Source organism: Micromonospora sp. NPDC093277, assembly GCF_044765245.1.
Lineage (GTDB): Bacteria > Actinomycetota > Actinomycetes > Mycobacteriales > Micromonosporaceae > Micromonospora.
In genome coordinates this window covers 68,562-91,614 of the sequence record NZ_JBIWJO010000011.1, presented here as the reverse complement: position 1 = coordinate 91,614, position 23,053 = coordinate 68,562, and the positions used below count along the sequence as shown (strand labels likewise).

The window sequence follows — 23,053 nt, the reverse complement described above, 5'->3', positions numbered from 1 at the left end:
CATGGAATCGCCGGCCGCGGCAACCGTTGCGCCCATGCGCCGACCACTTGCCGTCAACCTCTAGATTGGCTGGTGCGTGTACCGGTGACGGGCGGCGGAGCCGATCCCGTGGCCGGCCAGCCGCCGCGGTCACTGGCGTCCCAACGGCCACGGCGGGAAGATGACATGTCGAGGAACCGGGCATCCCGGGTAAGGTCGCTCTCGACGGGTACGGCAGGCGTCGAGACCAGCCCGCCGGTTCCTTCGAAGGCAGAGCGGACAGCCACATGCCCAGCAGCACGGGTCCATCGATCGACACGATCACCGAGGGAGGACGGGTGACCCAGGTCGGCGAGGGTCAGGAGGCGGAGGAGACTGCCCCTCCGGTCATGACCTTCGGTGCTCCCACGGCCGGTGAACTCCTTGCCGAGCGGTACGAGCTGGTAGAGCACATCAACAACGACAGCGCGGGCCGGCTGGTCTGGCGCGGAGTCGACGTCGTGCTGCGCCGTCCCGTCGCCGTGATCCTCCGCTACCCGGGCGGCGACTCCGCCACCGAGATGCTTCAGGCCGCCGTCGCGGCGAGTCGGGTGATCCACCCCAACCTGGTCGGCGTCTACGACGCGATCGACGAGGCCGACCGGGCGTACGTCGTCCGCGAGTGGGTGGACGGCCAGTCCCTGCGTGAGCTGGTCACCGCCGACGGGCCGCTCGATCCGGCGCGGGCAACCGCCATCGGCAGCGCCGTCGCGAGTGCTCTCGCCGCGGTGCACGCCACCGGCATGGTGCACGGCAACGTCCACCCCGGCACCGTGATGATCAGCGACGACGGCCGGGTCGTGCTGGCCGACGCGCGCACCGACGGCAAGGACAGCCAGGAGAACGACGTCCGGGCCATCGGCGGGGTGCTCTACTTCGCTCTGACCGGGTACTGGCCGCACGGCGAGGCCCCGCTGCACGGCGCCACCGCCGGGCACGGCCGCGCCGCGATCCCGGACGCGGTCCGGGACGCGGGCGGCGCGATCGCCGCGCCCCGCCAGGTACGCGCCGGCGTGCCGGCGTACCTCGACGACCTCACCATGGACCTGCTCGACACGCAGATCGCCCCGCCGTCGTCGGACGTGCTGTCGGCCGAGCTGAGCCGGCTGGACGTACCCGCCGAAGACCAGTTCCTGGAGCCGGCCGGCCCGCTGCGGTTCACCGCCGACGCCGGTGAGGTGCCCTCGCCGCTGGCCGCCGCCGGTGGCCGCAAGGTGGCCCTCGGCATCGCCGGGCTGCTGGCGGTGGCCCTGGTCGGGCTGCTCGTCGGGATCAGCGTGCTCAGTGGCGACGACAAGAAGGGCACGGACACCAAGCAGGTGGCCGGCCCGTCCAGCAGTGCCCCCGCCACGGACGGGTCGACCCCACCCGCCGCGCCGGCGCAGAAGCTCAACATCCAGGACGTCCGGATCATCGACCCGGACAGCCGGGACCGCGCCGAGGTGCGCAACGCCGAGAAGGTGATGGACGGCGACGAGGACAAGGGCTGGGAGACCCAGACCTACAACTCGGCCGACTTCAGCCACTTCAAGAGCGGCATGGGCATCTGGATCGACCTGGGTGCCCCGCACAGCGTCAAGACGGTGCAGGCCGTCCTCTCCGCCACCGGCGTCACCGCCCAGCTCTTCGCCGGCACGAAGGACGACTTCGACTCGAACTCGGCCGGCGACAAGAACCTCGTGGCGAGCTACAAGAAGACGCCGATCGGGCAGGCGTACGAGAAGCACAACGGCACCAAGATGATTTTCGACGCGTTCGACCCCGAGCAGAAATACCAGTACCTGCTCTTCTGGATCACCGAACTGCCGCAGAAGGACTCGGGCTCCGGCTACAAGGTCGGCGTCCAGGAAATCACGGTCACGGGCTCGTGAGCCGCCCGCCGCGCCTGACGCACCGCCGCTCCTGGGCGTGGTGACGGTGGGTCGCGGCGGGCGTACGCTCCGGCCGGCGACCGGGGACGACCCCCCGGCCGGGGCGTCCGACCTCGACCTGCTCCGGGCCCACGTCGCCGGCGACCGGGACGCCTTCACCGAGCTGTTCCACCGACACCGGGACCGGCTCTGGGCGGTGGCGCTGCGTACCCTCGGCGACCGCGAGGAGGCGGCCGACGCGCTCCAGGACGCGCTGCTGTCCGCGCACCGGGCGGCGGCCCGGTTCCGCGGCGACTCGGCGGTGACCACCTGGCTGCACCGGATCGTGGTGAACGCCTGCCTGGACCGGATGCGGCGGCGCCAGACGCACGCCACGGTGCCGCTGCCGGACGGGGTGCACACCGACGGGGAGCCCGGCCGGCACACCGGCGGAGTGGAGCCGATCGCCCCGAGCCGTGACCACGACACCGCGCTGGTGGTCCGGCAGGCCCTCGCCGAGCTGCCGGTCGAGCAGCGAGCGGCGCTGATCCTGGTGGACGTGCAGGGCTACCCGGTGGCCGAGGTGGCAAAGATCCTCGGCGTGGCCGAGGGGACGATCAAGAGCCGCTGCGCCCGGGGGCGGGCCCGGCTGGCCGTGCTCCTCGGGCATCTGCGTACCGGCTCGGAGGAGGTCACGGACGTGCCCCGCGTCACCGGAGGGAACCGCCGGCCGGCAGAGGGCGTCGGATCGACGTCGGGGTGGTCCCGGCGGGACGCCAGCCAGGAGGAGCCGTGACTTCCCGGGAGTTCAGCGAGGTCGACCACGACCTGCTCGCCGACTACGTCGGCGGGGTGCTGGACGACACCCCGGAGCAGGCGACCATCGCCCGGCTGGTCGAGGAGGACCCGGCCTGGGGTGAGGCGTACGGCGCGCTGGCCCGGGCGGTGGACCTGGTCCACGCCGACCTGGCCGACTGGGCGACCGCCCCGGCGCCGGAGATGCCGGTGGCGGTGGCAGACCGGATCGCGGCAGCGCTCGCCGGCGCCGGGCCGGCCCCGGTCGGCGCCGGCGAACCCGTCGAGCCGCCGCTGGCTGCCTCAGGGCACGGGCCCGGCGAGGCTCGGCGTGCCGGGCGGACACCGACCGCGGTGCCGGCCCAGCCGACCGGGCGACGCGCCGGTGGGGCGGAACGGCCGGGCGAAGGGTCGGGCGGCAGCACCGGGCCGGGCCGACGCTCCCGGCGCTGGGTCCGGATCGCCGGCCCGGTCGCCCTGGCGGCCGCCTCGGTCACCGCGGTCGGGTTCGGAGTCAACAGCCTGATCGGCGCGGGCCGCAGCGACACCAGCGTGGCGGCCGACAGCGGCCCGGCCGCCGGCCAGGCCCTGGCCGCCGCTCCCTTCCGGACCTCCGGGCCGGCCCTGCACAGCGGCACCGACTACACCCCGGAGCAGCTCTCCGGCAGCCCACACGCGCTCCTCGGCGTCCCCGACGCCGGGCGGGAGTCGACGATGTCCGCGTTCTCCGGGTCGGACCTGGACCGGCTCACCGGTCCCGGGGCGTTGGAGAGCTGCCTCAGCGCGATCAGCGCCGAGCACGCGGGCGGGCCGCTCACCGTCGAGCTGGTCGACTACGCGTCGTTCCAGGGAAGTCCGGCGCTGGTCGTCACCTTCCTCGACGCGGGTGGCGGACGCTGGGCGTGGGTGAGCGGCCCGGAGTGCGGGGCGCCCGGAACCGACGCGGACACCCGCTTCCGTACGCGGGTAGGGTGAGGTCGCCGGTCGCCGGGCGTGTCCCACCGCGTGACGTGACCCACCGGATGACCGGCTCGGGAATCCCCACTTCGTACGATGACGTTCTGCAAGTCAGGCGCCGACGCCACTGAACCGTCGGCACTCGGGATCGGCATCGTCCCGGCAGCGCATCGGCCGGAGCGGATGGCGAACACACACATCGGGAGACGGCAGTGGACGAGGTCCGCAACCTGATCATCATCGGCTCCGGGCCGGCCGGCTACACCGCGGCGGTCTACGCCGCACGCGCCAACCTCAATCCGCTCGTCATCGAGGGCGCGCAGTCCGGTGGCGCGCTGATGACCACGACCGAGGTGGAGAACTTCCCCGGCTTCGCGGACGGCATCCTCGGCCCCGAGCTGATGGACAACATGCGCAAGCAGGCTGAGCGGTTCGGGGCCGAGTTCCTGACCGACGACGTGACCCGGGTCGAGCTCAAGGACACCGGCGAGGTCGGCTCCGACGCGGTCAGCACCGTGTGGGTGGGCGCGAACGAATACCGGGCCAAGGCCGTCATCCTCGCTACCGGCTCCGCGTGGCGTCCGTTGGGCGTGCCCGGCGAGCAGGAATACCTCGGCCACGGCGTGTCGTCCTGCGCCACCTGCGACGGATTCTTCTTCCGCAACCAGCACATCGTGGTGGTGGGCGGCGGCGACTCGGCAATGGAGGAGGCAAGCTTCCTCACCCGGTTCGCCGAGTCGGTGACGATCATCCACCGCCGCGACTCGTTCCGGGCCAGCAAGATCATGGCCGAGCGCGCGCTCGCCAACGACAAGATCAAGGTCGAGTGGAACACCGTGGTCGAGGAGATCCTCGGCGATGACGGCAAGGTCAGCGGCGTTCGGCTCCGCAACGTGCACACCAGCGAGAGCAAGGTGCTCGACATCACCGGCGTCTTCGTGGCGATCGGCCACGACCCGCGTAGTGAGCTGTTCCGCGGGCAGGTGGAGCTCGACGACGAGGGATACGTGAAGGTGCAGGCGCCGAGCACTCGGACCGACATCCCGGGTGTCTTCGCCGCCGGCGACGTGGTTGACCACACCTACCGGCAGGCGATCACCGCGGCCGGTACGGGTTGCGCCGCCGCGCTGGACGCCGAGCGTTTCATCGCCACACTGCAGGGCTGAAGAATTTAAGAGAAACACCCGGAGGAGGGGTCATAGTGGGAGCAACCAAGGCGGTCACCGACGCGAGCTTCGCCAGTGACGTGCTGAAGTCCGACAAGCCGGTCCTGGTGGACTTCTGGGCGGAGTGGTGCGGGCCGTGCCGCAAGGTCTCGCCGCTGCTCGAGGAGATCGCGGGCGAGATGGGCGACCAGGTCACCATCGTCAAGGTCAACATCGACGAGAACCCCGAGACCGCACGGACCTACCGGGTGATGTCGGTGCCCACCCTCACCGTCTTCAAGAACGGCGAGCCGGTGCGGTCCATCGCCGGCGCCAAGCCCAAGGGCGAACTGGTCAAGCTCATCGAGTCGGCGCTCTGAGCCGACCCTGACCCACGCGGAACCCCCGCCCCCGTACCCGGGCGCGGGGGTTCCCGCATTCCCGGCCACGACGCCGCTGACCTGAACGAACCCAAGGCCCCCCGGTGATCCGCACGGTACGCTCCGTAGGCGTCCCCAGCGAGGGAAGCACCTCCGTCGGAGTCTCCGGCCAGCCAGTGTCCGTGCAGAGGGGGTCGTCGTGCGTCCCATCCGACCCGGTGACCGGGGACCCGCGGTGGCCGAGATCCGTACCGTGCTCACCGGCCTCGACCTGCTGCCCGCCGACGGCCAACACGACGAGTTCGACGCCGAAACCGAACGCGCGGTCCGCGCGTTCCAGCAGTCCCGCGGGCTGAGCGTGGACGGCAGGGTCGGCGCGGAGACCTGGCGGGCGCTGGACGCGGCCCGCTGGCGACTCGGCGCCCGCACGCTGTACCACGCCGTACCCGAGCCGCTGATCGGCGAGGACGTCCGGTCGCTCCAGGAGCGTCTGCTGGAGATGGGGTACGACGTGGGCCGCGCCGACGCCGCCTACGGGATCCGTACCGCGCGGGCGGTCGCGCAGTTCCAGCGGGAGATGGGGCTGAAACCGGACGGTGCCTGCGGCCCGCACACCATGAACGCGCTGCGCCGCCTCGGCCGCAAGGTGGTCGGTGGACGCCCACAGTGGCTCCGCGAGTCCGACGCCATCCGCCAGGCCGGGCCCACCCTGGTCGGGCGGACCGTGGTGATCGACCCGGGACACGGCGGCACCGACCCCGGTGAGGTGGTGCCCGACGGCCCGCTGCGCTGGACCGAGGCGGACATCGTGCACGACCTCGCCAGCCGGCTGGAGGGGCGGCTCGCCGCGGCCGGCGTACGGGTGCAGCTCACCCGCGGACCGTCACCGCAGACCTGCCTGCCGGACGCCGACCGCGCCCAGCTCGCCAACTCCCTCGGTGCGGACGTCTTCATCTCGCTGCACACCGACGGACACGCCAACCCGGCGGCCAACGGGGTGGCCACCTACCACTACGGCACCAACAACGGCGTCACCTCCGCCACCGGTGAGCGGCTGGCCGGCCTGGTACAGCGGGAGATCGTCGCCCGGACCGGCCTGCGGGACTGCCGTACCCACGCCAAGGCATGGGACCTGCTGCGGCTGACGAAGATGCCGGCGGTCCGGGTCGAGGTGGGCTACCTGACGTCGCCGGAGGACCGGGGCCGGCTGGTCGACCCTCGCTTCCGGGACCGGATCGTCGAGGCGATCGTCGCCGCGGTGCAGCGGATGTACTTCCCGATCGAGCGGGACGTCCCCACCGGCTCGATCGACGTGAGCGCGCTACGGGCGATCGTCGTCGCCGGGCAGGGTGGCGGACTGAGCCGGACGGCGGCGGAGTGAACCACCCGGCGACGGCTGCCGGGCCGCCGAAGGGCCGGCTCCCCAGTCTCCGCCGTCCCGCCTCCGCCTGTTCCGCCCGTTGACGGCCTGAGCCGCCCTGCGGGCGCCGGTGGCGTGCGGTGCGGCTCAACCCATGGCGCGGGTGGCCGGGGCCGGGCGTACCGGGCGCAGCAACGTCTCCGGGCTCATCGAGCCGAGCAGCTTCTCCAGCGCGTACTCGACGTCGGACTTCCAGCTCAGCGCGGTACGCAGCTCCAGCCGCAGGCGCGGGTAGCGGGGATGCGGGCGGACCGTCTTGAAGCCCACCGAGAGGAAGAAGTCGGCCGGCGCGAGGCAGGCCCGGGTGGGGTCGTCCTCCCCGTCGTCGCCGAACTTCGCGTCGCCGAACGCCTCGATCGCCTTGATGCCGCGCTTGGTGAGGTCCCGGGCCACCCCCTGGACCAGCATCCGGCCCAGGCCGCCACCGGCGAAGGCGGGCACCACGCTGGCGGTCATCAACAACGCGGCGTCCGCGGAGACCGGCGAGGTGGGAAAGGCCATCGAGCGCGGGACGTACGCCGGCGGGGCGTACATGACGAAACCGGCGGGCATGCCGTCGACGTACGCGAGTTTGCCGCAGGAGCCCCACTCCAGCAGCGTCTGGGAGACCCAGGCCTCCTTCTCCAGCCCGGGATCACCGGCGGCGCAGGCCCGTTCGGCGGAGACCGGATCGAGCTCCCAGTAGACGCATTGCCGGCAGCGGCGGGGCAGATCCTCGAGGGTGTCGAGGGTCAGACTGACCAGACGTCGCGACATCAGCGCATCCCCACCATAGGCTCGGAGCCGAAATCGGCGCGGTGTTTCACGGCGCCGCCTACCCTGCCCCCGACGAGCGATCGTACGCTCCCAGCCGACCGTACGGGAGAGGACGCACGAACGCCCACCCGTGCCGGTGAGGTCCGGGATGTGGACGTTCACCACACGGTGGACGCGGACTCTGGCCAGCACGGATTACCATCGACCAACGGCGTCCCGCGCCGCCATGGTTGCCGGCATTGCGGGTACCACACCGGGCAGCCCCGCCGACACCCGATCGAGGTGATGTCATGACCGGCACGACGCTCGACGACTACACCGACCGGTACGCCCGTCGAGTCCGGGGGATGACGGCCTCCGAGATCCGGGCACTCTTCGCGGTGGCCAGCCGGCCCGAGGTGGTCTCGCTCGCCGGCGGTGCCCCGTACATCGCGGCGCTGCCGCTCGACGCGGTCGGCGAGATGCTCGGCCGGCTCGGCAGCGAGCACGGCGTCACCACCCTCCAGTACGGCATCGGGCAGGGCACCCTGGAGCTGCGCGAGCGGATCTGCGAGGTGATGGCCCTCTCGGGGATCGACGCCTCGTGCGGCGCCTCGCCGGAGGACGTGGTGGTCACCGTCGGCGGCCAGCAGGCGCTCGACCTGGTGGCCCGGCTCTTCCTGGATCCGGGCGACGTGGTGCTCGCCGAGGGCCCGACGTACGTCGGCGCGCTCGGGGTGTTCCAGGCCGCCCAGGCCCAGGTGGCGCACGTGCCGATGGACGACCAGGGGCTGATCCCGGAGGCGCTGGAGGCGGCCATCGCCGACCTGGCCCGCACCGGCCGGCGGGTCAAGTTCCTCTACACCATCCCGACGTACCAGAACCCGACCGGCGTGACGCTCAGCGAGGAACGGCGCGAACGGGTGCTCGACATCTGCGAGCGGGCCGGCCTGCTGGTGGTCGAGGACGACCCGTACGGCCAGTTGGGCTTCGAGGGGGAGGCACCCGCACCGCTGCGGGCCCGCCGGCGCGACGGCGTCTTCTACCTGAGCACCTTCTCCAAGACCTTCGCGCCCGGCCTGCGGGTGGGATGGATCCTCGCCCCGCACGCCGTGCGCGACAAGCTGGTCATCGCCAGCGAGGCGCAGATCCTCTGTCCCAGCGGGTACGCGCAGGCCGCCGTCGCGACGTACCTCGGCACCATGCCGTGGCGGGAGCAGCTCAAGGTCTACCGGGAGGTCTACCGGGAGCGCCGCGACGCCATGCTCGACGCGCTGGCGGACCTGATGCCGGCCGGCACCACCTGGACCACCCCGGCCGGCGGCCTGTTCGTCTGGGCGACCCTGCCCGACGGCCTGGACGCCAAGGCGATGATGCCCCGCGCCATCACCGCCCGGGTCGCGTACGTCCCGGGCACCGGCTTCTACGCCGACGGTACCGGGGTCGGGAACATGCGGCTCAACTTCTCCTTCCCCCCGCCGGAGCGGATCCGGGAGGGCGTCCGCCGGCTGGCCGGTGTGATGGGGCAGGAGATCGCCATGCGCAAGGTCTTCGGCGCGGTCGGCGGCTCGGGGCCGCGGCGCCGGCAGGGTGGCTCCGACGCGCCCGGTCCCGACTTGGCATGATTCCCGCATGGCCGTCAGCCCTGCCACCCAGACCTTCGTGACCGACCTCGCCGGCATTGACGAGCTGCACGTGCTGGTGCTCGCCGGCGGCCTCTCGTACGAGCGGGACGTCTCGCTCCGGTCCGGCCGGCGGGTGCTCGACGCGCTGCGGGCGGTCGGCGTGGAGGCCGAGCTGCGGGACGCGGACGTGGCGTTGCTGCCCGCCCTGGCCGCCGACCCGCCGGACGCCGTGGTGATCGCCCTACACGGCGCCACCGGCGAGGACGGCTCGCTGCGCGGGGTGCTCGATCTCTGCGACGTGCCCTACGTCGGCTGTGACGCCCGCACCTCCCGGCTCGCCTGGGACAAGCCGTCCGCGAAGGCGGTGCTGCGGGAGGCCGGTATCCCCACGCCCGACTGGGTGGCCCTGCCGCACGACCGGTTCTCCGAGCTGGGTGCGGTGGCCGTGCTGGACCGGATCGTCGACCGGCTCGGCCTGCCGTTGATGGTCAAGCCGGCCCAGGGCGGCTCCGGGCTGGGCGCCGCGGTGGTCCGGGAGGCCGGGTCGCTGCCGGCCGCGATGGTCGGCTGTTTCGCGTACGACCAGACGGCGCTCGTGGAACGCTACGTGCCGGGCATGGACGTGGCGGTCTCGGTGATCGACCTGGGCGAGGGTCCGCAGGCCCTGCCCCCGGTCGAGATCGTGCCCCGCAACGGCGTGTACGACTACGCCGCCCGGTACACCGCCGGCCGGACCACCTGGCACGCGCCCGCTCGACTGGACCAGGAGACGACCGAGCGGGTGGCCGAGGTGGCCCTCGCCGCGCACGGCGCACTCGGCCTGCGCGACCTCTCCCGGGTCGACCTGATCGTCGACGCGGCCGGACAACCGCACGTACTGGAGGTCAACGTCTCCCCGGGGATGACCGAGACCTCGCTGTTGCCGCTGGCCGTCCAGGCGGCCGGGCTGGACTTCGGGCGGGTGCTCGGCGCACTGGTCCGCCGAGCCGCCGCCCGCCGCCGATAGAACCTCTCCGCTCCGGTTTCCTCAGCCCGGCCGCTGCTCCGTCGTCGGGTCACCCGACGGTTCCGGAATCTCCTCGGCGGCCTCGATCACCGAGACCGTCTCCTCGTCGGTGGTCTCCGCTTCCGCCGCCTCGGACGGCGCGGAGAGGCTCGACGGCGCCTGCCACTGGATCCGGGGCGGCTCCGCGAGCGGACGGCCGCCGAACTCGGCCAGCCACGCGGCGACCAGGGCCAGGTTCTCCCGCCACTGCGCCTCGGAGATCGGGGGCAGGATCGAGTCCCACAGGGACAGGAACGTGCCCCGCAGTTGCAGCCGCCCGTACGGCCGCGCCAGGAACCACATGTGCAGGTGCGCCGAGCCGTCGCCCCAGCGGTTGACATGCACCCGGGCGACGCCGTCCAGCGAGCGGATGGCGCGTTCCAGGCGGACGGTCATCACGCCCAGCTCGGCCGCGAGCAGGTTCGGCAGATCACCGAGATCGAGGTGCGAGCGGGACTCCAGGATCAGCACCATCGGCAGGCCGGTGGGCCGGTCCATCGTGCGTACCCGCCACCGCTCACCGACCCAGATGTATGCCTCGTCCGGGGCGCTGCAGGCGGTGCATTCCCGGTTGCCCTCGCCCCGCCGGGGCGGTTCGACCGGGACCGGATCGTCGAGCTGCTTGACCCGAAGGTCGCCCTCGAAGGGGAAGGATGGCCATTGAGTGAAGTCCGGAGCTGAGGGAGGCGTGTCCTGCACGACGCTGACCCTAGCCCAGTTGTCGATCCCTGTCCCTACCCGAATCGTCGTACACCGAGAGCCCCTTCCCGGTCACTGCCAGGGTTATCCACCACGTTATCCACAGGCTGCCGAGATTGGCGGCGCACCGCGTCATACACAGGTCAGTACAGGTTTCACGGCTCCGTTTCACGTGAAACATGGCCGCCCTGTGGAAAACCGCTGTGGATAACCGAGCCGGGTACGGAGCCGATGTTCTCCACCGGTTGTGAGCCCTTCTCTCTTAACGATCGAACCGGCGATCGGCACCGGCCTCCAACCCACTTTCCTGCCGCCGGGCCACCCACCCCGCCCACCACCCGCTCACCCCGCCCCACCGCCCGCCCACCTGGTTGATCAAGGAGTTTGCGTCAGGGAATCGCTACTCCGCGACGCAAACTCCTTAATCACCGCGAGCCGGGTGAGGCCGAGGCCAGGTAGACGGGATGTGCCGGCGACCGAGGACGAGTTCGGTCGGTGGACGGGCCTGGCGGACGGCCAGCCGGGCCGAGCCGGGTGGACGGCAGGGTCGGGTTCGGCAACGGCGAGGCCGGCTGTGAGGGCGCGGTCCTGACGGGGTGCTGCCGGGTTGGCCCTTATGCCGGCCGGCGGGAGGGCCGGCGGGAAACGCGGCAAGCGTGAGAGACGGCGTGGACCGGGGGCGGAACGCATTACTGAACCGGCGCCCTCGCCTCTGTCGCCGGCACCCACCGTCGACGTCGACAACCGACCGCCTGTTTCACGTGAAACGAGCCGGCCGCTCACGTTGAACGCCCGGTCGAGGACGGGTCGATCGAGTCCGGCTGGCACGCCGTGATGGTGGTGCGCCGTCCCGGGCGTCGTGCGCGGGTCCCGGTGCCTTCGTCCGCCGCTCCGGGCCATGGTGCACCCGGGCCCACCAACCGGATGTGGCCCGCTGCCCTCCCGGCTGCTGTCATCTGCCGCCCCGGGCTTTGGGTGCCGACCTGGTCCACCGTCCGGGGCGCGGGCTCCGCCCCGGACGCGATCCTCCGGCGATCCGGGCGTGGTGCGCTGTCCCGCACGCCGTCCTCCGCCGACCCGGGGTGGTGCGCTGTCCCGGGCACCGTCCCTCCGCCGGCCCGGGCACCGTGGTTCGCCGGCCCGGGGCGTAGTTCGCCGGCCCGGGGCGTAGTTCGCCGGCCCGGGGCGTAGTTCGCCGGCCCGGGGCGTAGTTCGCCGGCCCGGGGCGCGGTTCGCCGGCCCGGGGCGTAGTTCGCCGGCCCGGGGCGCGGTTCGCCGGCCCGGGGCGCGGTTCGCGGTGGTGGCGCGCACCCCGGTGCCGGTCCGGAGTGCGCCGTGCTGTTGCTGTCGGGCCCGGGCACCTGGTCGCCTCGCAGCAGCTGTAGGACGCCGGAAAGAAGGTATCGAGGTGGTGGGGCTGCAAACGGCTCGGCGCGGGCCGCCCGGGGCGCACGGCTTCGGCTGGACCGCGCACCGCACTTGGGGGTGCTGAGTGCCGCATCTGGGCGCTCGACGACGAGCCCGCCGATGCAGCCACGGTTACTCGGCCTCCGGGTGGTCCGCCGGAACCTGCGCCCAACGTTCGGCGGCAACGGCAGGGCCAGCGCTCGCACCGCTTGACCGACCGGGTTTCACGTGAAACCAGGACGCCCAGTTGCCCACCGACACCGTTTCACGGGAAACGGTCGACCTACTCAAGGCGGCCGAACGTCGCAGACGCCTATCGACGACCCCCTCCTCGGGGACAGTTGCCGACCGCCGCTCAACCGCCGTCGTCCGCTGCCCCGCTGGCATGGTGCGCCGTCCCGATGCCATCGTCCGCCGCCCCGGTGGCCTGGTGCGCCGTCCCGGGCGCCATCGTTCGCCGCCCGGGTTGGCGTGGTGCGTCGGCGCCAACTGCCCCGGCAACCGGGTCGGATGGATCCTCGGCCGCTGCCGTGCTCGCCGCCAAGCACCATGTCGGGTGTCTGCGTCCGAACCGCAGTCGAAGCGACGGCCGCCCCAGAGCCGCCCGCCCATCACACGTCGGCCGCCAGTGCCTGAGTCCGGTCGGCGGCGGACACGGGCAAACGGTCGGCCAGTTGGGACCCGCCTGCCGTGGGCGGAGCGGCGCGCGTGGAGCTGACGCTCCAGGGATGACGGATGTCAGGCGCCAGGGCTGGCGTAGCCGCTCAAGCCCACCGGCAACCGGTCGCCGGAAACCACCGCCTCACGACACGACCAGGAGCGGCGGCGAGTCGAGTCAGATCAACGTAGCCGCCGAACCACCAGGAGATCCTCAACGGCCACACTCGGCCAGGTCCTCGACCGTGCCCCCGACCGGAATCCCCGTCGCCAACGATCGGCCGGGCTGGCCGGTAGTCCGGGCGGGCTGATTCGGCGACAGCGTCGTCCATCAGCGCCGCCATCTCCTCGTTCCGTTCCGACGAGCCACGAATCACATGACGGGGGCAGGTCCGGCCCAGCGGCGAGGCCCGCGTGGAGTTGGCGCCAGTGGCGAGGCACGAAAGGTGGCGGCGGCCGGCGGCGAGCCCCGTGAGGTGACGGCCAAAAGGCGGAGGCGGCGGACCCCGCGAGGTGGCGGCCAACGAGCGCCAGCCGCCGCCCTTCGAGGCAGCGCGGTGTGGTGGGAGATCCCCCGGTTCTTTGACGACCTCGGCCTGGACCGCACCGGCCGCCGCCTGACGGCCGTACCGTTCAGGAGACGGCCCTGTTCGGCTCGCCCCGCGGGAGGTCTGGATGGCCGGCTTGATCGACTCGTCTTGCGGCAAGTTGGGGTCTTGCTCGGCTTGGACACCGCGTCATGCCGCATGTCGCGCGGGCCACCCTGCCGTCCCGAGCGGAGACGGCCAACCGAACGGAGCAGGCCATCCCGTTCCAGGGCACACCCCGAATACGACTCGACCGCGCGGTCCCCTGGGGACCGCGCGGTCGATGGGACCGGGTCGGCTCACTCCTCGGGCTGGTCCTCCTGGCCCACGCCGATGATCCCGACGATCCGCTCCAGGTCGTCGACCGTCGCGAACTCGATGGTGATCTTGCCCTTGCTGCGGCCAATGTCGACCTTGACGTGGGTGTCGAACCGGTCGGAGAGCCGGTCGGCGAGGTCCGACATGGCCGGCGCGTGCGGCTTGGGCCGCCGCTTCGCCGTCGGATTCTGCGCGGGGCCGTCAGCCAGCGCCAGCGCCACCAGTTCCTCGGTGGCGCGTACGGAGATGCCCTCGGCGACGATTCGCTTGGCGAGCTGTTCCTGGGCCTCCCCGTCGTCCAGGCTGAGCAGCGCCCGGGCATGGCCGGCGGAGAGCACCCCGGCGGCGACCCGGCGCTGGACCTGGGCGGGCAGGTTCATCAGCCGGATGGTGTTGGAGATCTGCGGCCGGCTGCGGCCGATACGGCGAGCCAGCTCCTCATGGGTGGCCCCGAACTCCTCCAGCAGCTGCTGGTAAGCGGCCGCCTCCTCCAGCGGGTTCAGGTTGGCCCGGTGGATGTTCTCCAACAACGCGTCCCGGAGCATCGCGTCGTCTCTGGTGTCCCGCACGATGGCGGGGATGCTCTCCCGGCCGACCGCCTGGGCCGCCCGCCAACGCCGCTCACCCATGACGAGTTCGTACTTCTCACCGTCGAGCTGGCGTACGACGATCGGCTGGAGGAACCCGACCTCCTGGATCGAGACCTTCAGCTCCTCCAGGGCATCTTCGTCGAAGACCTGGCGGGGCTGCTTCGGGTTCGGCACGATCGCGTCGACCGGGATCTCGGCGAAGCGGGCTCCGGGTACCGGGCTCAGCTGCTGCGGCTCGGGCTCCACAGCCGGGGCGGCGGCAGCGGCTCCGATGGCGGCGGCAGCACCAGCCACGGGCGGGGCCGGAACGGCCGCCGCGGTGCGCTCCGGCTCGGCAGCCGCCGGGGCGCTACCCGGCACTGGACCGGTCGGAATAAGGGCACCGAGCCCCCGGCCCAGACCGCCACGAGGACGGTTCTTCATGCGACGCCTCCCAGCGACTTCTCCGCACTACGCATTCCGGCTCACCGGCTCCTTGACCCCACGCTCGGCGATCTCCTGGGCGGCTTCGAAGTAGCTCGTCGCCCCCCGCGAACCGGGATCGTAGGTCATCACCGACTGGCCGTAGCTCGGCGCCTCGGAAACTCGTACGTTCCGGGGGATGACCGCCTGGAGCACCTTGTCGCCGAAGTGGTTCCGCACGTCCTGCTCCACCGCGTCGGCCAGCCGGGTACGCCGGTCGTACATGGTGAGCAGGATGGTGGAGACCTCTAGCCGCGGGTTGAGGTGCTGGCGAACCAGGTTGATGTTGTTGATCAACTGGTTGAGGCCCTCCAGCGCGTAGTACTCGCACTGGATGGGGATCAGCACCTCCTGCGCGGCGACCAACGCGTTGACGGTCAGCAGGCCGAGCGAGGGCGGGCAGTCGATGAAGACGTAGTCGAAGTGCCCCGGGTACGCGGAGATGGCGCGGGCCAGCCGGGACTCCCGGGCAACCACCGAGACCAGCTCGATCTCGGCGCCGGCGAGGTCGATGGTGGCCGGTACGCACCACAGGTTCGGGATGCCCTCGACCGCCTGCGCCACCTCCTCCAGCGGCACGCTGTCGATCAGGCAGTCGTACACGTCGGGCACGCCGGTGTGGTGTGGGACGTTGAGCCCGGTGGAGGCGTTGCCCTGCGGGTCCAGGTCGACCACCAGGACCCGGTTCCCGTGCAGGGCGAGGGACACCGCCAGGTTCACCGTGGTCGTGGTCTTTCCCACGCCGCCCTTCTGGTTCGCGACGCACATCACCCGCGTCCGTGGGGGCCGAGGCATGATCACCTCGCCACTGGGATTCAGGATCTGCACGGCGCGCATCGCCTCCATAGCCAACGGTGGGTCATCCTCTTCGCGCGTCGGGGTTTCACGTGAAACGTACGTGCTTGCGGGGGGTTCAGCAGCGTGGCCGGTGGCCGGTGGCGTGTCGGACGACGGCGCAGCCACGCCGGCTGCTTCGTCCGGCGCGGGCGACGGGCCGGACTGCTGCGGTAGGGCCGCCCCCGGCGGTTGCGGCTCATACCGTCCGGGGAGCGCCGCGTTGCCGCGCGCGTAGCCCGGACGCGTGCTGGCGGCATTTGCCGGGCCGCCGGTCGGATCGTGCGGCTCCCGGGCCGGCGGCACGTTCGCCGGCCCGGAGGAGGTCGGCCGGACGCCACCCGCGACGGGCACGTCCCGAGGCGCCGACGGATCGGCTCCCGCCGGACCCGTGGCCGGGCCACGGGAGTCGTCGCCCAGCGGCCAGCCCCGGTAGTCGGTTTCACGTGAAACGGGGTCGGTGGCAGAGGGTTGCCCTGCCGGCCCGGTCACCCGCGGATCGTCGTACCTGCCGTCGTCATGCACCTGTCATCCCTGCCCGCTCCGGATGGTCGGTCCGCACCCCGTCGATCGGGCCCCACGCGCTTCCGGCGCGGTGGACGGCCCGGCGGGAAACGGTCGGGTTCGGGTGCCGCCCGGCACCGCCGTTCCACATTATCGACGCGCGGCCAGCCTACGGCGCACGGACGCGGCGGGTCCACGTCGGGTTCCAATCGGTCAGCTACGTCGCACCGTTTTCGACCGCCGGAACAACAACGCGGGAACCCCGGATGGCGTCAGCGGTCCCGGCCGGATCCGCCACGGCGGCGCCCGCCACGCGACCGCTTCGGGCTCTTCTTCCGCACCGGAGCGATCACCCGCTCCCGGACCACCTCGATCACCACGGCCGGCGGGTCGATGATGCCGACTCCGCACCGCTGCAGCTCCGGCTCGCCTCCACCGAGCCGGGTCACCGCCTCGGCATGTTCGGTGATCTCCTCGGCGGCCGAGGCGCCCTTGAGCGCCACCAACCGCCCGCCGGGCACCACGAGCGGGAGGCACCAGGTAGCCAGCCGGTCCAGCGCGGCGACCGCCCGGGCGGTCACGATGTCGGCGCTGAGCGGCGCGGTGTCGCGGGTACCGGCAGCCGCTTCCTCCGCCCGCCCCCGGAACACCCGGACCGTGCGGGTCAGGCCGAGCTGCTGCACCGCCTCGATGAGAAAGGCGGTCCGCCGGGCGAGCGGTTCGACGAGGGTGACCGTGAGATCGGGCCGGGCGATCGCGAGTACCAGACCGGGCAGCCCGGCGCCGGACCCGACGTCGAGCACGCTCGCTCCCTCGGGAATCCGCTCGGCCATCGCCGCACAGTTGAGCAGGTGCCGCTCCCAGATACGGGGCGCCTCGCGGGGGCCGATCAGGCCGCGTACCACGCCGTCCGTCGCCAGCAGTTCCGCGTACGCGGCGGCCAGGTCGAGGCGATCGCCGAACAGGGTACGGGCGGCCTCCGCCGCCTCGGGCGGCAGCGTCGCCGCCCCCGGTGCCGGCCGCTCCTCGGCCGCCGACACCGGACCGTCCATGAGGGACAGATCAGCTGGCGGCGCCGTAGGCGGGCCCGCCAAGCCACTGTCGTCACCGGTGGCGGCCGGCTCGGCGAAGAGCGGCTCGACGGCACCGACCGGCACCGCCGCGGCCGACTCGTCCGCAACCGCGGCCGGTTCGGTCGGTGCCGTGGGCTCACTTGAGAAGGCCGGGGTCACCTCGCCCGAGGGCTCCGCCGGATGCGCCTGGGACTGGTCGGCAGGCCGGTCCGCCGCCGTACCCGATTCGGCGGAGAAGCTCGGGTCGCTCGCGGTGGCCGGCGTACCGGGAAGGGCCGGATCGGTCGCAGGGGTCGCGTCGCCGTCGGAGAAGACCGGGTCAATGGTCGGGTCGTGCCGGACAGGCGACGGCCCGGGTGGCGTACCACCCGGGCCGGCCACGGCATCCGCCGTCGTTTCGTCGTAGGTCACCCGGTCAGTCCACCGGCCGGACGACGATACGGCGGTTCGGCTCCACGCCCTCGGACTCGCTCTCCACGCCGCTCATCGCGTTCACCACGTCGTGCACACACTTGCGCTCGAACGCGGACATCGGCTCCAGGCGCACCGGCTCCCCGTACTCCTTGACCTTCTCCACCGCGTTCTTGGCGACGGCGGCCAGTTCCTTGCGCCGCGCGGCCCGGTAGCCGCCGACGTCGAGCAGCAGGCGGCTCGGCGTACCGGTCTGCCGGAACACCGCCAGCCGGGTCAGTTCCTGGAGCGCCTCCAGGGTCGCGCCACGCTGGCCGACCAGGTTCTGCAGGCGTGCGCCGACCACCTCGACGACCGGTCGGCCGCCGGAGACCAGCTCGTCGATGTCGCCGTCGTAGTCGAGGATGTCGAGCAGGCCCTCGACGTAGTCGGCCGCGATCTCACTCTGCCGGAACAGGTCGCTGTCGGCCGGGGCCTTCTTCTCGGCGGCCTCCGGCTCGCCCTGGCTCTCCTCCGCCTCTTCGGTGGCGACGGACGCCACGGTCTCCTCGTCCAGGGACTGGTCGGCGCTGGGGATGCTGGTGTCGGTCACGGTCTCATCTCCGTACTCGCTCGGCCGGACCGTCGGGTCCGCTGGTCTCCCGGGGCCGGCGGGAGCTTCGCCGGTGCCCTCGGGCACGTCTGTACGGGCAGTTTCGCCCGTGACCGCGCTCGGCGCGGCGGTTCCGGCCCGGCGCCGACCGTACGGTGGCAGCTCGGGGGCCGGAAGGGCCGCCACCGTCACCGGTGGCGGCCCCGCAGGCTCAGCCCTGTCGCTTGGCGGGCCGGCTGCCCTTCTTCGGGTTGGTCGGCTTGGCACCGGGCTTCGGCCCGGCCACCTTCGGCGCGGTCGCCGGGGCCTTCGCGACCGGCTGGGCGGACTTGCGGCCGAGCAGGCCGCCGCTCTTGGCCGGCTGGGCGGTCTTTCGCGCCGGGGCCGTCTTGGCCGTCACCAGCGGCGGGAACTTGCGCAGCACCCACTGCTGCTGGCCGAGCGTGAACAGGTTGTTGGTGACCCAGTAGATGATCACGCCGATCGGAAAGATCGAACCGGAGACCAGCAGGGAGACCGGGATGCCGTAGAGCATCAGCCGCTGGATCATGCGCTGCTGCGGGTCCTCGGCCCAGCCGGTCTTCAGAATCATCTGGCGGCTGGTCAGGTAGGTCGTGGCGATCATGATGAGCACCAGCACGCCGGCAACGATCTTGACCGTCCCGCTGTTCGCCCCCAGCCGGCTCAGCTCCTCGGCGGTCGAGCCGAACCGGCCGGAGAGCGGAGCGGTGAAGAGCTTCGCGCTGGACGCGCTGTTGAACTGGTCGACCGTCCAGCCGTACAGGGTCGGCTGGGGATTGTCCGGGCGGAGCCGCTTGAGCGTGTGGAACAGACCGAGGAAGACCGGGATCTGGAGGAACATCGGAAGGCAGCCCATCAACGGGTTGGCCTTTTCCTTCCGGTAGAGCTCCATCATCTCCTTCTGGAGCGTCTCCCGGTCACCCTTGTGCTTCTCCTGGAGCTCCTTGACCTTGGGCTGGAGCGCCTGCATCGCCCGCTGCGACTTGATCTGCTTGACGAAGACCGGGAAGAGGATCACCCGGACCGTCACCACCAGGAAGACGATGGCGAGGATCCACGACCAGTTCGTGCCGATCACCGCTCCGGCCGACACAAGGGCGTCCCAGGCCGAGTGCCAGGTCAGCAGGATCCACGAGATCGCGTAGTAGATCCAGTCAAGACTCAATTTCTCAGGCTCCAGTCACGTCGGCGCGGCGGCGCTCGACCGGCTCAGGCACCGGGTCGTGTCCACCTGGGTGAAAGGGGTGGCAGCGCGACAGCCGCCGGACCGTCAGCCAGGCCCCCCGCAGCGCACCGTGCCGGGAGACCGCCTCCACGGCGTAGGCACTGCACGACGGGTAGAACCGGCAGCGGGCCGGCAGCGCCGGACTTATCCACCGACGGTACGCGATGATGGGTACCAGCAGCATGCGGGCACCGGTTGTCATCGGCCGAGGCACGGAGGTCACCCCGTTCACCGGGACCGTCGCCCCCGGGAGGCCCGCGCGGCGGCGACGGCGGCGTCCAGATCGGCCCCCAGTCGAGCGTACGTCGCCTCGGCGGCCTGCGGCAGCGCGCGGACCACCAGGGTGCTCCCGGCGGGCAGCTCGCCCATGCGCTCGCGGGCCAGGTGGCGGAGGCGGCGGCGGACCTTGTTCCGGACCACGGCGTTGCCGACCGCCTTGGACACGACGAAGCCGGCGCGGCTCGGCACGGAGGTCTCCGCACCGCTGTTCCGCGCCGGCTCCGGCGGGTTTGTCGCTGGGTGTCCGGTCTGCTCGGGAAGGGTCAGGTGCACCACGACGGCACCTCGGCCGACGCGTCGGCCACCCCGGACCGCCGCGGCGAAATCGCTACTGCGCCGCAGTCGCTGCGCGGCGGCCAGCACGATTGCCCGTGTCCCGGACCGGACCGGTCGGCCTCAGGCCGACAGGCGGGTGCGGCCCTTGGCGCGACGGGTCGAGAGGATGGCACGGCCGGCACGGGTGCGCATGCGCAGCCGGAAGCCGTGGGTCTTCGCGCGCCGGCGGGTGTTCGGCTGGTAGGTGCGCTTGCTCACGTCAGGCTCTCCGTTGTCCTACGCCCCGCGCGGGGCATCGCCCGGGGTCGTGTGGTGGTCCAGGCCACCGCGCCGGTGGCCTCCGATCGGTGCTGCCCGGCGAAGCGACACCTCGGCGATGCGGGGCAGCAACCACGGACAGCAAGCAGCCATCACCTTAGCAGAGGGCGACAGAGCAGCCGATCCAGCCTACGCAGGCGGGCAAAGACCGTCAAACATCACACCCGATACCCCGACAGCGCCCGGAGCACGACCGAAGGGGCGGTTTTCACTGATGTTGACAAGGCTGCGCCGGTGTCGACGGTTGATGGCGCGGGGTCCGCACTGTTAGCGTGCCCGATTGCGGTCAGCGTCGGGGGTCCGGGTTGTCGTGACCGGCAAGACCAGACAGGGTAGTGAATCGTTCGGCACGGTGAACCCGCTTCAACGCCTCCGGAACCAGGGGGGGTAGCCCCGACCCCGCGTCCGGTGGGCGGCCACAATCGGTCGGTACACACAGGCTGTGGATAACTTGTGGATGACGACCGGTGAGCCGTCCGGGCGGGCGTGAGTAGAGGCGAGGGGGTGGCACGACGGTGACCGGAACGACCGACCTGGCCGCGGTGTGGTCGGCAACGACGGACGAGCTCGCCGACGAGATCATCTCGGCGCAGCAGCGGGCGTACCTCCGGCTCACCCGGCTGCGGGCCATCGTCGAGGACACCGCGCTGCTCTCCGTACCGGACGCCTTCACCCGGGACGTGATCGAGTCGCGGCTCCGCCCGGCCATCACCGAGGCCCTGAGCCGGCGGCTCGGCCGGCCGGTCCAGGTCGCCGTCACCGTACGGGTGGCCGACGACGCCGGAAGTCGCCCGGCCGGCACCGTCTACCGCAGCACCCCGGAGGCGGCCGACCGGGACGCTCCGCCGGACCTGCTCGCCGGCCTCGGCCAGCCCGGTCCGATGGCCGAGGCGCCCGGCTTCCCCGAATTCGGCTACCCGCCCCGGCCCGAGCCCTCGGCGTACGCAGAGGATCGACCGCAGCCGACGGCGGAGGAGCCGGCCCCGCGGCAGCGCACGCCCGACGGCGGCCGAACGCCACTCATCCCCGGCAGCCGGGACGGCCAGGACACCCTGTTCAGCACCGCTTTCGCCGAGCCGCTGCACGACGACTCCGAGCGCCGGGCCTTCGACGACCGGATGGATCCGCTTCCGGACACCGGTGGGTACGAGGCCCGTTACCGCGACACCCCCGGGCCGGCCGACGGGTCGCCGCTGCGCGGCCTGCCCCGGGCCGGTGCCTCGGACAGCGGCCCCGGCCGTAGTGGCACGGATCACCGCCCAGGTGGCCCGGTCGACCGGAGGCTCCCGGGCGGGGTGGAGACCGGCGGTAACCGGCTCAACCCGAAGTACATGTTCGAGACGTTCGTCATCGGCTCCTCGAACCGCTTCGCGCACGCGGCGTCGGTGGCGGTGGCGGAGTCGCCGGCGAAGGCGTACAACCCGCTGTTCATCTACGGCAGCTCCGGGCTGGGCAAGACCCACCTGCTGCACGCCATCGGGCACTACGCCACCACGCTGGGCAACGCCCGCTCGGTCCGGTACGTCTCGACCGAGGAGTTCACCAACGACTTCATCAACTCGCTGCGTGACGACAAGACCAGCGCGTTCCAGCGCCGCTACCGGGACGTGGACATCCTCCTGATCGACGACATCCAGTTCCTGGAGAACCGGGAGCGGACCCAGGAGGAGTTCTTCCACACCTTCAACACCCTGCACAACGCCAACAAGCAGATCGTGATCACCTCCGACCGGTCGCCGAAGCAGTTGGCGACGCTGGAGGATCGGCTGCGTACCCGGTTCGAGTGGGGGCTGCTCGCCGACATCCAACCGCCGGACCTGGAGACCCGGATCGCGATCCTGCAGAAGAAGGCGGCGCAGGAGCGGCTGTACGCCCCGCCGGACGTGCTGGAGTTCATCGCCTCCCGGGTGTCGAACTCGATCCGGGAACTGGAGGGCGCGCTGATCCGGGTCACCGCGTTCGCCAGCCTCACGCGCTCGTCCGTGGAGCTGTCGCTGGCCGAGGAGGTGCTGCGGGACTTCATCCCGGACGGCGCCGGTCCGGAGATCACCGCGGACCAGATCATGGTCTCCACCGCCGACTACTTCGGGGTGAGCCTGGAGGACCTGCGTGGGCATTCCCGGTCCCGGGTGCTGGTCAACGCCCGGCAGGTGGCCATGTACCTGTGCCGGGAGCTGACCGACCTGTCGCTGCCCCGAATCGGGCAGGCTTTCGGCGGCAGGGATCACACCACCGTCATGCACGCCGACCGGAAGATCCGCCAGCAGATGGCAGAGCGCCGCTCGCTCTACAACCAGATCGCCGAGCTGACCAACCGGATCAAGCAGACCTGAGTCGTACGCGACGACGCAGCGCCCGGCCGGAGACTCCGGCCGGGCTTCCTCGTATCTGCGGACACCCGGCGGAGCTTGACCCTCGACCCGGTCGAGGACGCACGATCGGCGTCATGGCCGTCCACAGACCGACCCGGTTTTCCACACCCCCTGTTCCACAGGCGGTGGACAACCACGCTACGTCCGGACCTGGTTATCCACAGACTGTGGACAACTCCTGGGGACGGAGCTGTGGACGCCTGGGGACAACGACGGCGTTGTCCACCGACGACGGTCGGCCTGTGGGTGGCCTGTTGAAGGTTCTGGGGACAACGCCGATCAAGAACGTTCCGGTCGTCCACAACGCTGGGGAGAAACCCGGTGGATTAGCGGTGGACAACCGGTGGATAACCGTGGACAACCTGGGGACCGGCCGCGCCTGTGGATCGGGACACGAGTTGTCCCCCTGGTTCTCCACAGCAAAACCACCGGTGGATAACCTGTCCGACCTGCGCAGA

18 protein-coding genes and 1 pseudogene are annotated in these 23,053 nt (G+C 71.9%); 9 read left to right on the top strand and 10 right to left on the bottom strand.

The window, feature by feature from the left end; genetic code table 11:
* Window positions 1-266 precede the first annotated feature (266 nt).
* The 6 genes from ACIRG9_RS23615 (at window position 267) to ACIRG9_RS23590 (ending at window position 6,526) form a co-directional block, all read left to right on the top strand.
* Window positions 267-1,889, top strand: a complete 1,623-nt coding sequence (locus ACIRG9_RS23615) for a protein kinase family protein (RefSeq protein WP_402859716.1) — start codon at window positions 267-269, stop codon at window positions 1,887-1,889.
* A 40-nt stretch (window positions 1,890-1,929) separates the two neighbouring features.
* Complete coding sequence (sigM, locus tag ACIRG9_RS23610; protein WP_402859713.1) at window positions 1,930-2,664, top strand: RNA polymerase sigma factor SigM; 735 nt, start codon at window positions 1,930-1,932, stop codon at window positions 2,662-2,664.
* Entirely contained in the window at window positions 2,661-3,638 is a 978-nt protein-coding gene (locus ACIRG9_RS23605; RefSeq protein WP_402859710.1) for a hypothetical protein, read from the top strand. The genes sigM and ACIRG9_RS23605 overlap by 4 nt, the downstream gene beginning before the upstream one ends.
* Before the next feature lie 194 nt (window positions 3,639-3,832).
* Window positions 3,833-4,786 (top strand): thioredoxin-disulfide reductase, encoded by a 954-nt coding sequence (gene trxB / locus ACIRG9_RS23600; RefSeq protein ID WP_402859707.1) that lies wholly within the window; start codon window positions 3,833-3,835, stop codon window positions 4,784-4,786.
* Between the two features lie 35 nt (window positions 4,787-4,821).
* Window positions 4,822-5,145, top strand: a complete 324-nt coding sequence (trxA, locus tag ACIRG9_RS23595; RefSeq protein ID WP_402859704.1) for a thioredoxin — start codon at window positions 4,822-4,824, stop codon at window positions 5,143-5,145.
* 199 nt (window positions 5,146-5,344) lie between these two features.
* Complete coding sequence (locus tag ACIRG9_RS23590; protein WP_402859701.1) at window positions 5,345-6,526, top strand: N-acetylmuramoyl-L-alanine amidase; 1,182 nt, start codon at window positions 5,345-5,347, stop codon at window positions 6,524-6,526.
* A 126-nt stretch (window positions 6,527-6,652) separates the two neighbouring features.
* Here the strand turns inward: ACIRG9_RS23590 and ACIRG9_RS23585 are convergent, their stop codons facing one another.
* Window positions 6,653-7,321 carry a GNAT family N-acetyltransferase gene (locus tag ACIRG9_RS23585; RefSeq protein WP_402859698.1) on the bottom strand — a complete coding sequence of 223 codons (669 nt, stop codon included), beginning with the start codon at window positions 7,319-7,321 and terminating at the stop codon, window positions 6,653-6,655.
* 290 nt (window positions 7,322-7,611) lie between these two features.
* Here ACIRG9_RS23585 and ACIRG9_RS23580 point away from each other — a divergent pair, with 290 nt between their 5' ends.
* Window positions 7,612-8,925, top strand: a complete 1,314-nt coding sequence (locus ACIRG9_RS23580; protein ID WP_402859695.1) for a PLP-dependent aminotransferase family protein — start codon at window positions 7,612-7,614, stop codon at window positions 8,923-8,925.
* Between the two features lie 7 nt (window positions 8,926-8,932).
* Window positions 8,933-9,931 carry a D-alanine--D-alanine ligase gene (locus tag ACIRG9_RS23575; protein WP_402859692.1) on the top strand — a complete coding sequence of 333 codons (999 nt, stop codon included), beginning with the start codon at window positions 8,933-8,935 and terminating at the stop codon, window positions 9,929-9,931.
* A gap of 48 nt (window positions 9,932-9,979) precedes the next feature.
* Here the strand turns inward: ACIRG9_RS23575 and ACIRG9_RS23570 are convergent.
* The 9 genes and pseudogenes from ACIRG9_RS23570 to rpmH all read right to left on the bottom strand — a co-directional run.
* Window positions 9,980-10,669, bottom strand: a pseudogene (locus ACIRG9_RS23570) (hypothetical protein); the annotation flags it as partial.
* Between the two features lie 2,950 nt (window positions 10,670-13,619).
* Window positions 13,620-14,651: a ParB/RepB/Spo0J family partition protein gene (locus ACIRG9_RS23565; RefSeq protein WP_402859689.1), complete on the bottom strand. Its 1,032-nt coding sequence runs from the start codon at window positions 14,649-14,651 to the stop codon at window positions 13,620-13,622.
* A gap of 27 nt (window positions 14,652-14,678) precedes the next feature.
* Window positions 14,679-16,049, bottom strand: coding sequence for an AAA family ATPase (locus ACIRG9_RS23560; protein ID WP_402859686.1), 1,371 nt, complete (start codon window positions 16,047-16,049; stop codon window positions 14,679-14,681).
* A 251-nt stretch (window positions 16,050-16,300) separates the two neighbouring features.
* Window positions 16,301-17,080 (bottom strand): 16S rRNA (guanine(527)-N(7))-methyltransferase RsmG, encoded by a 780-nt coding sequence (rsmG, locus tag ACIRG9_RS23555; RefSeq protein ID WP_402860090.1) that lies wholly within the window; start codon window positions 17,078-17,080, stop codon window positions 16,301-16,303.
* 436 nt (window positions 17,081-17,516) lie between these two features.
* Window positions 17,517-18,104, bottom strand: coding sequence for a protein jag (locus ACIRG9_RS23550; protein ID WP_402859683.1), 588 nt, complete (start codon window positions 18,102-18,104; stop codon window positions 17,517-17,519).
* Between the two features lie 211 nt (window positions 18,105-18,315).
* Window positions 18,316-19,290: a membrane protein insertase YidC gene (yidC, locus tag ACIRG9_RS23545; protein WP_402859680.1), complete on the bottom strand. Its 975-nt coding sequence runs from the start codon at window positions 19,288-19,290 to the stop codon at window positions 18,316-18,318.
* Window positions 19,291-19,294: 4 nt separating this feature from the next.
* Window positions 19,295-19,534, bottom strand: coding sequence for a membrane protein insertion efficiency factor YidD (gene yidD / locus ACIRG9_RS23540; RefSeq protein ID WP_402859677.1), 240 nt, complete (start codon window positions 19,532-19,534; stop codon window positions 19,295-19,297).
* A 44-nt stretch (window positions 19,535-19,578) separates the two neighbouring features.
* Entirely contained in the window at window positions 19,579-19,992 is a 414-nt protein-coding gene (gene rnpA / locus ACIRG9_RS23535; protein ID WP_402859674.1) for a ribonuclease P protein component, read from the bottom strand.
* A gap of 33 nt (window positions 19,993-20,025) precedes the next feature.
* Window positions 20,026-20,163, bottom strand: coding sequence for a 50S ribosomal protein L34 (rpmH, locus tag ACIRG9_RS23530; RefSeq protein WP_402859671.1), 138 nt, complete (start codon window positions 20,161-20,163; stop codon window positions 20,026-20,028).
* A gap of 575 nt (window positions 20,164-20,738) precedes the next feature.
* On the opposite strand from rpmH, the gene dnaA reads away from it, so the two are divergent.
* Window positions 20,739-22,556, top strand: coding sequence for a chromosomal replication initiator protein DnaA (gene dnaA / locus ACIRG9_RS23525; RefSeq protein WP_402859669.1), 1,818 nt, complete (start codon window positions 20,739-20,741; stop codon window positions 22,554-22,556).
* Window positions 22,557-23,053: the final 497 nt, after the last annotated feature.

What these genes read in the sequence shown, in the direction of transcription:
- ACIRG9_RS23575 (WP_402859692.1), top strand. Translation starts at nt 8,933, where the DNA reads ATGGCCGTCAGCCCTGCCACCCAGACCTTCGTGACCGACCTCGCCGGC.
- ACIRG9_RS23580 (WP_402859695.1), top strand. Translation starts at nt 7,612, where the DNA reads ATGACCGGCACGACGCTCGACGACTACACCGACCGGTACGCCCGTCGA.
- yidD (WP_402859677.1), bottom strand. Translation starts at nt 19,534, where the DNA reads ATGCTGCTGGTACCCATCATCGCGTACCGTCGGTGGATAAGTCCGGCG.
- ACIRG9_RS23565 (WP_402859689.1), bottom strand. Translation starts at nt 14,651, where the DNA reads ATGAAGAACCGTCCTCGTGGCGGTCTGGGCCGGGGGCTCGGTGCCCTT.
- ACIRG9_RS23615 (WP_402859716.1), top strand. Translation starts at nt 267, where the DNA reads ATGCCCAGCAGCACGGGTCCATCGATCGACACGATCACCGAGGGAGGA.
- rsmG (WP_402860090.1), bottom strand. Translation starts at nt 17,080, where the DNA reads ATGGACGGTCCGGTGTCGGCGGCCGAGGAGCGGCCGGCACCGGGGGCG.
- ACIRG9_RS23585 (WP_402859698.1), bottom strand. Translation starts at nt 7,321, where the DNA reads ATGTCGCGACGTCTGGTCAGTCTGACCCTCGACACCCTCGAGGATCTG.